Raw genomic sequence first — 11,042 nt, 5'->3', positions numbered from 1 at the left:
CGCGGTCGGCGAGGCCGGCGAAGGCCGGGGCGGCGGCGGCGGCGGCGGCGATCAGGGCGCGGCGGGTCGGTTTCATCGGACCTCCTGGGGCGGGCTGCCTATCTGAGGCCATGCCGGGACCAAGCGCGCATCTAAAAAACGCATGGGCGGATGCGCGGCGGAAGAGGATCGACGGCGGGGATGGGTCCGGCTATCGGACGCTCACGCCCCTCCCCCAACCCATGGAGCAGACATGATCGTTCTTGTGACCGGCGCGACCGCCGGATTTGGCGCGGCCATCGCGCGCCGCTTCGTGGGCGCGGGCGCCAAGGTGATCGCGGCGGGGCGCCGGCAGGACCGGCTGGCGGCCCTGGCGGCCGAGCTGGGGCCGAACCTCGCGCCCCTGGCGCTGGACGTCAGCGACCGGGCGGCGGTGGCCGAGACCCTGGCCCGGCTGCCGGCCGGGTTCGAGGACGTCGAGGTGCTGGTCAACAACGCCGGCCTGGCGCTCGGGCTGGAGCCCGCCGACAGCGCCTCGCTGGACGACTGGGAGACCATGATCGACACCAATGTGAAGGGCCTGACCTATGTCACCCACGCCCTGTTGCCGGGCATGGTGGCGCGCGGCCGGGGCCATGTGATCAATATGGGCTCGGTGGCGGCCAACTATCCCTATCCGGGCGGCAATGTGTACGGGGCGACCAAGGCCTTTGTCCGCCAGTTCTCGCTGAACCTGCGGGCCGACCTGGTCGGGCGCGGCGTGCGGGTGACGGACATCGAGCCCGGCCTGTGCGGGGGCACCGAGTTCTCGCAGGTGCGGTTCCATGGCGACGTCGCCAAGGCCGCGGCGGTCTATGACGGCGTCCAGCCCCTGACCGCCGAGGATATCGCGGAGGCCGTGTTCTGGAGCGCCAACCTGCCGGCCCACATGAACGTCAACACCATGGAGCTGATGCCGACCTGCCAGGCGGCCGGGCCGTTCAAGATCGCCCGCTGAGGGCGCCTTGATCCCGCCGCACGGATGCTGCATTGCACAATGCACATGACGTCGCCGGCCGCCAGGTTCGAAAGCGTGGCCCTGCTGCTGCAGGGCGGCGGGGCGCTGGGCGCCTATCAGGCCGGGGTCTACCAGGCCCTGCAGGAGGCCGGGGTCGAGCCGAGCTGGGTGGCCGGCATCTCGATCGGGGCGATCAACAGCGCGATCATCGCCGGAAATCCCCGCGAGCGGCGGGTGGCGAAGCTGCGGGAGTTCTGGGAGCTGGTCAGCGACGCCGGGGACGGGGGCTGGTCCGGCTATTGGGCCGGACTGCTCAGCGGCGACCAGGCCCGCAGCTGGACCAACCAGCTGGCCTCGGGCGCGATCATGATGCGCGGCGTGCCGGGCTTCTTCACCCCGCGCCTGCCGCCGCCCTATCTGCAGCCGCCGGGCGCCGAGGGGGCGACCAGCTGGTACGACACCAAGCCCCTGCGCGCGACCCTGGAGCGGCTGGTCGATTTCGACCGCATCAATTCCAAGGCCCAGAGGTTCAGCGTCGGCGCGGTGAACGTGCGGACCGGCAACTTCGCCTATTTCGACAACACCACCCACAAGATCGGGCCCGAGCACATCATGGCCAGCGGCGCCCTGCCGCCGGCCTTCGAGGCCGTGGAGATCGAGGGCGAGCACTACTGGGACGGGGGGCTGGTCTCCAACACCCCGCTGGACTGGGTGCTGTCGGCCCGGACCGACCTCGACACCCTGGTCTTCCAGATCGACCTTTGGAGCGCCCGCGGCGAGCTGCCGCGGGACCTGTCGGAAGTGGCGGTGCGGATGAAGGAGGTGCAGTTCTCCAGCCGCACCCGGGCCGCGACCGACGCGTTCCGCAAGCTGCAGAAGCTGCGCGCCACCTTCAATGAGCTCCTGGCCAAGATGCCGGAGGAGCTGAAGGCCACGCCCCAGGCGCGGATCCTGGCCGAGGCCTCCGACCCCGCGGTCTATAATATCGTCCAGCTGGTCTATCGCTCGGCCACCTATGAGGGCCAGTCGAAGGACTATGAGTTCTCGCGCCGGACCATGGAGGAGCATTGGCTCGCCGGCCATCGCGACGCGACCGTCACCCTCTCCCACCCCGAGGTCCTGACCCCGCCCAAGGGATCGCACGCCGTGCGCGTGTTCGACTTCGTCACCCCCACTCCCCACGCCACCAGGAAGGACTGACCATGAGCCTCAAGGACAAGGTTTGTGTCGTAACCGGCGCCGCCAGCGGCATCGGCAAGGAAATCGCCAAGGCCTTCCTGGCCGAGGGCGCCAAGGTGGCGATCGCCGACCTGAACCTCGACGCCGCCAACGCGACGGCGCTGGCCTTCGATCCGACCGGCGCGCGCGCCATGGGCGTGGCGATGAACGTCACCGACGAGGACCAGGTCGACGCCGGGATCGAGGCGATCGCGGCCAAGTTCGGCGGCATCGACGTGCTGGTCTCCAACGCCGGCATCCAGATCGTCGGCCCGATCGAGAGCTTCAAGTTCTCCGACTGGAAGACCCTGCTGGCCATCCACCTGGACGGCGCCTTCCTGACGACGCGGGCCTGCCTGAAGCACATGTACGCCCAAGGCCGCGGCGGCAGCGTGATCTATATGGGCTCGGTCCACTCCAAGGAGGCTTCGGTGCTGAAGGCGCCTTACGTCACCGCCAAGCACGGGCTGGAGGGCCTGGCCAAGGTGGTGGCCAAGGAAGGCGCCAAGTACGGCGTGCGCTCCAACGTCATCTGCCCCGGCTTCGTCCGCACCCCGCTGGTGGAGAAGCAGATCCCCGAGCAGGCCAAGGAGCTGGGGATCAGCGAGGACGACGTGGTCAAGAAGGTGATGCTGAAGGACACGGTCGACGGCGAGTTCACCACCGTCGACGACGTCGCCCGCACCGCGGTGTTCCTGGCCGGCTTCCCGACCAATGCGCTCACCGGCCAGTCGGTGGTGGTGAGCCACGGCTGGTACATGCAGTAGAGGCCGACCGGCTCAGCGCGCGGGCGGCCGGGTCCGGAGCCTGCGCGCGACGCCGAACCAGCCGCCGCTGACCAGGGCGACGGCGAGCGCGATGAGCCACAGGCCGCTGTGCGGGGTGGCGACCTTGAAGGCGGCCTCCAGCGGCGGGATCGTCAGGACCGCGGCGAGCACGGCGCCGGCGGCCCCGGCGATGATCCAGTAGATCCGACGCCGCGCCGTGAACAGCGGCGCGCCCCCCGAGGCGGCGTCGGCCAGCGCCAGGACCAGATTGCCGACCACCAGGGCGAGGAAGGCCGCGCCGCGGGCCTCCGCCTGGGGATAGCGGCTCAGAGCCCAGAGATAGAGGCCCAGCACCCCGGCCAGGACGCCCAGCCCCTGCACCAGGGCGAGCCGCAGCTGGGTCGGTCCGAACAGGGCCTCGTCGCGCTTGCGCGGCGGACGACGCATGGCGTCCAGACTGCCCGGCTCGGCCTCGAACACCATGGCGCAGATCGGGTCGATCACCAGCTCCAGGAACACCACGTGCATGGGGAACAGGAGCTGGGGCTGGCCCAGGAGGATGGGGATCAGGGCGAGGCCCGCGATCGGCACGTGGATGGCCGTCACATAGACCAGGGCCTTGCGCAGATTGACGAAGATCCGCCGTCCCAGCCGCACCCCGCCGACAATGGAGGCGAAGCTGTCGTCCATCAGCACCAGGTCGGCGGCTTCGCGGGCGACGTCCGTGCCCTTCCGGCCCATGGCGATGCCGATGTGAGCGGTCTCCAGGGCCGGGGCGTCATTGACCCCGTCGCCGGTCATGGCGACCACCTCGCCGGCGGCCTTGAAGCCCTGAACGATGCGCAGCTTCTGGTCCGGGGTGATGCGGGCGCAGACCCGCACGCCCCGCAGGCGGTCGGCGAGGGCTTCGTCCGGCAGGGCCGCGAGCTCGGTCCCCAGCAGGACCCCGCCAGTGACGTCGATCCCGGCGGCGCGGGCGATGGCGAGCGCCGTGGCGGGATGGTCGCCGGTGATCATGACCACCGCGATGCCGGCCGAGCGCGCCTCCACCAGGGCGGCCGGCACGTCCGGGCGGACGGGATCGAGGAAGCCGACCAGGCCCCTGAAGTCGAAGGTCACGGCGGATGGGTCGTCCGGAAAGGCGGCGGTCCCCCCGGCGGAGGCGACGGCCAGGACCCGCAGCCCCTGGTCCGCGAGGGCGTGGACCACCCGGGTCAGACGCGCGACCTCGTCCTGCGTCAGGCGGCACAGCTTGAAGACGGCTTCCGGGGCGCCCTTGGCGGCGGCCTCACGCGCCTCGCCCGCGCCGCGCCAGACCTGGATCATCGCCATGCGGTCCGCCTGCAGCGGCCAGGCCCGCTCGGGTTCGCCAGGCGCCTCAGCCCCCGGGGCCCAGGACTGGGCGAGCGCCCGCACGGCCTTGTCCATGGGGTCGACGGGGCGGACGGCCGAGGCCAGAGCGGCGATCCGCAGGAGATCGGCGAGCTCGCCCGCCGGCGGCGGGCCTGGGCCGACCGCGATCTCGGCATGGGGCGACCACAGGCGGGCGACCTGCATCCGGTTCTCGGTGAGGGTGCCGGTCTTGTCCACGCAGAGCACCGTCGCCCCGCCCAGGGCCTCGATGACCGCGCTGCGGCGGACCAGCACCTGGTGGGTGGCGAGCCGCCAGGCGCCGAGCGCCAGGAACACCGCCAGCACCATGGGGAATTCCTCGGGGATCAGGGCGATGGCCACGGTGATCCCAGCGAGCGCGCCTTGGATCCAGTCGCCGCGCAGCAGGCCATAGGCGATGGCCACCACGACGCAGAAGCCGATGGCCATTCCCCCCAGCCAAGTGACCAGCCGGCCGCTGACCTCTGGAGCGGCGTCGCCTCATGGGTGATGGCGGCGAGGGACACGCCGATCTGGCCCAGCGCCGTCGCCGGGCCGGTGCGGCTGATCCGGGCCACCGCCTGGCCGCGCACGATCAAGGTTCCGGAATAGAGATTGGGACCGTCCTCCGCCCCGGGGGCCGCGTCCGGCGAAAAGGTCTCGCCCTCCAGCAGGGGACGTTTCGAGACGGGCGCGGACTCGCCGGTCAGGGCGGATTCATCGACGCTGAGCACATCGCCCGCGGCGAGCACGCCATCGGCGGGCAGCCGCTCGCCCTCGCCCACCAGGACGATGTCGCCGGGCACGAGCTCGGCGGCCGCGATTCGGCGCTCGACGCCCGCGCGGATCACCCGGGCATGGGGTTGGGACAGATCGCGCAGGGCCGATAGGGCCCGTTCGCTGCGGGTCTCCTGCAGGATCACCAGGCCGATCGAGCCCATGGCGCCGACCATCAGGAACAGGCCGCCGCCCAGGTCGCCCAGCACCAGATAGAGCCCGGCGGCCCCGACCAGGAGGAGGAACATCGGCTCGCGCATGGTCTCGAAGGCGATGCGCAGGACGCCGCGGCGACGCGGCGCCGACAGGGCGTTCGGCCCGCCCTCGGCCAGCCGCCGCGCGGCCTCGGCTTCGCTCAGGCCATGGAGGGTCGCGGCGTCCATTCAGGAGATTCCGTTCGCAGACTCACAGGACGGGAGGCGGCGAACCTGAATAGTCCCATGACCACAACCTGCCTTGAGCGAGATCATGAACGGGCCGCACCCCGGACATCAGGTGAATCCAGGGCGATAAGACTATTCAAAATTGCATTTCACCTATTCTTGCGGGTGAAAGAATTGACGAAGTCGTCAAAACCCCAAATTGGGCTTTTATCTGTCCGGATTATGAACAACCACCACAGGTTTGGGTCAGTGCCGTTCATTTAACCCTCTCTGCGACTGGGGGACGGTCTTCTACCAACGCAAACGGGCCAGACGCCCGCCTCCCGGCCAACCGGCCGCCATCCGCAATCGCGCGGGGGCGTCCCGGGGGGACGACGGGACATGACCGACATAGACTCCTTCAAGCGCCGTACGGGCGTGACGCTCGACTACCGGCAATTCGACATCGACGCCCTGGCGCCGGCGCCGATCCTCCAGGCCCCGCCTGCCGAGACGCCGCCGGTTGATCCCGCGCCGCCGGCGCCGCCCGGCCCGGTCGCGGCCCCGAAGCCCCCGCCTCAACCGGCTGCCCCGCCCGCCTCGGGCTTCAGCCGCTACGCCTACACCCCGGCCCGTCCGACAGGGACCGGAACGCCTCTCGCTGACCTCTTCAAAAGGCTTGAACGCAAATGAGCGTCGCCACCTTCGCCGCCCGCAACTTGCGGCGCGCCACCCACACCCTGTCGCCGGCCCTGGCCGGGCCCGCCATCATCGCGGGCGCCCTGCTGCTCACCGTCACCGCCGTGGTCACCCTCGACCTGCGCGGCCAGCTGATCTTCGGCGCCGCCGCCTTCCTGGCGTGCCTGGCCCTGTCGCGCAGCCGCTCGCCGCTGATCACCCTCTCCCTGGCCTTCATCTCGATCGCCATGGGCACCCGCTATCTCTGGTGGCGGACCACCGAGACCCTGCACTTCAACGGTCCGTTGTCGGCCTTCCTGGGGACAGGGCTCTATCTGGCCGAGATCTACGCCTGGATCGTGATGATGCTGGGCTTCCTGCAATGCGTCCGCCCACTGGACCGCCAGGTGCGGCCGCTGGACGGCGCGCCCGAGACCTGGCCCACGGTCGACATCTTCATCCCGACCTATAACGAGAGCCTGGACATCGTGCAGGACACGGTGCTGGCGGCGCTGACCATCGACTATCCGCCCGAGCGCCGGCGCATCCACCTGCTGGACGACGGCCGCCGCGCCGAGTTCCGCGCCTTCGCCGAGGCGGTGGGGGTGAACTACATCACCCGCCCCGACAATCTGCACGCCAAGGCCGGCAATCTGAACAATGCGCTGCGCCAGACCAACGGCGAGCTGATCTGCATCTTCGACGCCGACCACGTGGCGACGCGGGCCTTCCTGCAGATGACCCTGGGCTGGTTCCAGGCCGACCCGCGCCTCGCCCTCCTGCAGACCCCGCACTATTTCTACTCACCCGACCCGATCCAGCGGAACGTGTTCGCGGTGAAGGACATCCCCGGCGAGGGCGACCTGTTCTACGGCGTCGTCCAGCCGGGCAACGACTTCTGGAACGCGGCCTTCTTCTGCGGCTCCTGCGCGATCCTGCGGCGCTCGGCCATCGCCAGCGTCGGCGGCTTCGCCGGCGAGACGGTCACCGAGGACGCCCACACCGCGCTGAAGATGCAGAAGCGCGGCTGGAACACCGCCTATCTGAACCTGCGCCTGGCCGCCGGCCTGGCCACCGAGCGGCTGTCCATCCATGTGGGCCAGCGGGCCCGCTGGGCGCGGGGCATGACCCAGATCTTCCGGGTCGATAATCCGCTGATCGGCGGCCAGCTGACCCTGTCGCAGCGGCTTTGCTACCTGGCCGCCATGACCCACTTCCAGTTCGGCCTGCCCAGGATCGTGTTCCTGACCGCGCCCCTGGCCTATCTGTTGTTCAACCAGCAGATCGTGGCGGCACCGGCCATCGTCATCGCCGCCTACGCCGCGCCGCACCTGCTGATCTCGGTGGTGGTCAATGAGCGGCTGCACGGCCGCGACCGCCGCGCCTTCTGGGGCGAGGTCTATGAGACCCTGCTGGCCTTCCACCTGGTGGCCCCGGCGCTGCTGCCGCTGATCGATCCGAAGCGCGGCAAGTTCAACGTGACCGACAAAGGCGGGCTGCTGCGCGAAGGGTTCTTCGACGTCCGCATCCTGACCCCGCTGCTGATCGCCGCGGCCCTGCTGATCGCCGGCATCGCCAAGGGCGTGTTCCAGTCGGTGTTCGGCCATGTGGCCGCGTCCGAGGTGCAGACCGCGGCACTGAATATCGGCTGGTCGATCTTCAACCTGCTGATCGTGTTCACCGCCATCTCGGTCGGCCGCGAAAGCCGCCAGGTCCGCAACGCGGTCCGGGTCGAGGCCGACATGGAGGCCAAGCTGATCTATGAGGACGGCGCCGTCGTCCTGGGCGTCAGCCGCGACATCTCCATGGGCGGGGTGGCGATCGTCACCCGCGAACCGGCCCGGGCCGGCGCGATCGAGGCCGTCGAGCTGCCCAGCGGCGCGCGCCGGGTCCGTTTCCCCGTGAAGCTGGCCGGCCGCGAGGGGGTCCGCACCCGGCTGCAGTTCCGGCACATGCACCTCGACCAGCGCCGCGAGCTGGTGCGGGTGGTGCTGGGCCGCGCCGACGCCTGGCCCCTGCCCGACTCCAAGCCGCACTGGACCGCGGCCCAGTCCTTCGTCGACCTGTGCCGCGCCAGCCTGTCGGTGCTCTTGTGGCGCAACGCCCGGCCGGCCGCCCGCCGCAACGGCCGCTTCCTGCGCAAGCCGCGCCGGCCCGCCATGGCCGTGAGCCTGGTCGGCGCGATCCTGGCGCTGGGCGGTCTGACCGCCCTGGCCACACCGGTCCGCGCCGTCGCGGCCCCGGCGCCCCAGCCCGTCGCCCCGGCGCCGGCCGGAACCTACAAGACCACCCTGTCGCTCAAGGACCTGGGCTCGGACTATCCGCTCAGCCTGCGCGGCGTGGAGGGCGAGGCCGGCGTGCCGTTCGAGCTGCGGCCGGACGAGGTGGTGGTGGGCGCGACCCTGCATCTGCGCATGGCCTATTCCCCCCAGCTGCTCTCCGACCTCAGCCACATGGTCGTGGCGCTGAACAATGAGGTGATCGCCAATATCCAGCTGACGCCGGACCGGTCGGGCGGGGTGTCCATCGACCTGCCGATCGATCCGGGCCTGTTCCGGTCGACCAACCGGCTGAACCTGAAGTTCATCGGCCACTACACTCGCGACTGCGAGGATCCGCTGCACTCCAGCCTGTGGGCCGACGTCAGCAATGTCCGCTCCAACCTGGACCTGACCCTGCAGCGCGTGCCCGGCCAGCCGGACCTGAACCGCCTGCCCGCGCCGTTCCTGAACCTGACCGATCCGCGTCCGCCCCGGGTGCAGATGGTCTATGCCAGCACGCCGTCGAACCAGGAACTGCAGGCCGGCGCCGCCATGGCCTCGTACTTCGGGGTGCAGGCCAATCTGCGGCCGGTGAAGTTCGCGGTGCAGGTGGGCCAGATCCCCGCTGGCGACCCCGTGGTCCTCGGCCGGGCCGGCGAGACGGTCGGCGGGGTGACCCTGCCGGACCTCGACGGGCCCCGGGTGACCCTGGCGCGCAATCCGTCCGACCCGTTCGGCGTGATGCTGCTGGTCACCGGCCGCAACGACGCCGAGATCCTGACCGCCGCCCGGGGCCTCGCCCAATCGGCCGCGGCCATGAGCGGCGGGAGCAGCCAGGTCTCGCCCATGAGCGGCGGGCCCCGTCCCGCCTATGACGCGCCGCGCTGGGCCAAGACCGGCCAGTCGGTGCGCTTGGGCGAATTCGTCGATCCCCTGGCCCTGCAGGGCGTGGGCCTGCGCCCCGGCACGCTCTCGGCCAATCTGCGGGTGGCGCCGGACCTGTTCCTGTGGCCGGGCACCTCGGCCCGCCTGGACCTGGGCTATCGCTATCCCCGCGGCGAGTGGGTCGACTATCGGACCTCGCGCCTCGATGTGTCGCTCAACGACCGTTATCTGGGCTCCCTGCCCCTGCGGCCCTCGACGCTCGCCGACAAGGCCGAGCAGATCGTGGGTCCGGGCCTGGCGCTGCGGAAGGCCAAGATCGACCTGCCGGCCTATGACCTCTTCGCCCGGAACCGGCTGGGCTTCTATTACGACCTGCGGGTGGACAAGCGCGGCGCCTGCGCCGGCGAAGTCCCCGGCGACGTGCACGCCAATATCGACCCGGACAGCCGCATCGACCTGACCGGGGGCTATCACTTCGCCCGGTTCCCGGAACTGGCCAGCTTCGCCAGCGCCGGCTTCCCCTTCAGCCGCCATTCGGACCTGTCGGAGACCTCGGTCATCCTGCCGGCCGATCCGGGGACGGCGGAGATCGAGACCCTGTTCGCGGTGATGGCCCGGACAGGGGCGGCCACCGGCGCGCCGGTGACGGCGGTCAAGGTGATCCGGGCCGGCGAAGCCACGGATCTGGCCGGCCGCGACGTGCTGGTGATCGGCCCGGTGGGCCTGTCCCAGACCCTGCCGGACCTGTTCGCCGGCGCCCCGGTGATCGCTAATGGCGGCGAGGTGCGGGTGACGACCTCGGAGCGGCTGCTGGATCGGGTGTTCACCCGGTTCGGGCCGGCGGGTCCGGGCGTGCGCTGGCTGACCAGCGGCGACGACCGCGCCGCCCAGGCGCGCGACGCCCAGGCCGGCCTGGTCAGCGCCAACGGCTTCTCGGGCCTGGCCAGCTGGATCTCCCCCATCGACCGCCAGCGGGTGGTGGTGGCGGTCCTGGCCAGCCAGAGCGGCGACCTGCCGGCCCTGATCTATGGCCTGGACGACCCGCTGCGGGCGGCGGGGACCCATGGCGACCTGGCGATCGCCGGGCCGCACGGGGTTTCGGCCTACCAGGTCGGTCCGACCGCCTGGATCGGCCATCTGCCGGCGCCCGTCGCCGCCCTGTGGTGGCTGCACCTGCACCCCATGGCGCTCGCCGCCGGCGCCCTCGTCCTCGCCCTCCTCCTCGCCCTGCTGGTCTCGCGCGCCCTGAACGTCCGCGCCCGCCGCAGGCTGAACCCCGACTTCGGAGATCTGTGATGTCCGTCCGTACCGCCCTTCCCGCGACCGCGGTCGCCGCCCTGGCGAGCGCCATCGCCAACCAGGCCCAGGCCGAACCCATCGTCCGCCTGCCGGACGCCGGGGCGACCGCTACGGCCGACCTGCCGATCCGCACCGCGCCGCATGAGGCCCAGGCGGCGACCCCGGCCCAGCCGATCGTCTCGCCGGTCGAGGCCCTGATCCGTCAGGCCCAGGCCTGGCGCAAGCAGGGGCGCAACGACCAGGCCCAGGCGACCCTGCAACGGGCGCTGGCGGTCGCGCCGAACAACCCGGATGTGCTCTACGCCCTGGCCGATCTCGCCCGGGCGCGCGGAGACGCCATGTCGGCGGCGGTCTGGGCCGGACGGCTGAGCGCGGCGCGGCCGCATGATCTGCGGCTGGCCGGCTTCGCGCGGCTGGACACGCCGCAGACGGCGCGCGCCCTGGCCCC

8 protein-coding genes are annotated in these 11,042 nt (G+C 71.2%); 6 read left to right on the top strand and 2 right to left on the bottom strand.

Features of this window, described 5'->3' with window-relative positions; all coding sequences use genetic code 11:
* The first annotated feature begins 232 nt into the window (after positions 1-232).
* Genes MQH10_RS25735 through MQH10_RS25725 form a run of 3 tightly spaced genes read left to right on the top strand, consistent with a single transcriptional unit; the run spans position 233 to position 2,961 of the window.
* Positions 233-976 carry an SDR family NAD(P)-dependent oxidoreductase gene (locus MQH10_RS25735; RefSeq protein ID WP_242566822.1) on the top strand — a complete coding sequence of 248 codons (744 nt, stop codon included), beginning with the start codon at positions 233-235 and terminating at the stop codon, positions 974-976.
* A gap of 45 nt (positions 977-1,021) precedes the next feature.
* Positions 1,022-2,176, top strand: a complete 1,155-nt coding sequence (locus tag MQH10_RS25730) for a DUF3734 domain-containing protein (protein WP_242566821.1) — start codon at positions 1,022-1,024, stop codon at positions 2,174-2,176.
* Between the two features lie 2 nt (positions 2,177-2,178).
* The gene (locus MQH10_RS25725) at positions 2,179-2,961 is read left to right on the top strand and encodes a 3-hydroxybutyrate dehydrogenase (protein WP_242566820.1); all 783 of its coding nucleotides are present in this window, start codon (positions 2,179-2,181) and stop codon (positions 2,959-2,961) included.
* A 12-nt stretch (positions 2,962-2,973) separates the two neighbouring features.
* On the opposite strand, the gene MQH10_RS25720 is transcribed toward MQH10_RS25725, so the two are convergent.
* On the bottom strand, positions 2,974-4,782 hold the full coding sequence (locus tag MQH10_RS25720; protein ID WP_242566819.1) for a cation-translocating P-type ATPase: 1,809 nt from the start codon (positions 4,780-4,782) through the stop codon (positions 2,974-2,976).
* Complete coding sequence (locus tag MQH10_RS25715; protein WP_242566818.1) at positions 4,680-5,492, bottom strand: P-type ATPase actuator domain-containing protein; 813 nt, start codon at positions 5,490-5,492, stop codon at positions 4,680-4,682. Before MQH10_RS25715 ends, MQH10_RS25720 begins: the two co-directional genes overlap by 103 nt.
* 381 nt (positions 5,493-5,873) lie before the next feature.
* Here MQH10_RS25715 and MQH10_RS25710 point away from each other — a divergent pair, with 381 nt between their 5' ends.
* The 3 genes from MQH10_RS25710 to MQH10_RS25700 form a co-directional block, all read left to right on the top strand.
* Complete coding sequence (locus MQH10_RS25710; protein ID WP_242566817.1) at positions 5,874-6,164, top strand: hypothetical protein; 291 nt, start codon at positions 5,874-5,876, stop codon at positions 6,162-6,164.
* Complete coding sequence (gene bcsA, locus MQH10_RS25705) at positions 6,161-10,591, top strand: UDP-forming cellulose synthase catalytic subunit (RefSeq protein ID WP_242566816.1); 4,431 nt, start codon at positions 6,161-6,163, stop codon at positions 10,589-10,591. The genes MQH10_RS25710 and bcsA overlap by 4 nt, the downstream gene beginning before the upstream one ends.
* The coding region (locus tag MQH10_RS25700) for a tetratricopeptide repeat protein (protein WP_242566815.1) at positions 10,591-11,042 on the top strand (452 nt) is incomplete at its 3' end. The genes bcsA and MQH10_RS25700, both read left to right, overlap by 1 nt.

The sequence above is a fragment of the Phenylobacterium aquaticum genome (assembly GCF_022695515.1).
GTDB lineage: Bacteria > Pseudomonadota > Alphaproteobacteria > Caulobacterales > Caulobacteraceae > Phenylobacterium > Phenylobacterium aquaticum.
Note: the sequence above shows the minus strand (reverse complement) of the source record. Positions and strands in the feature narration are given on the sequence as shown.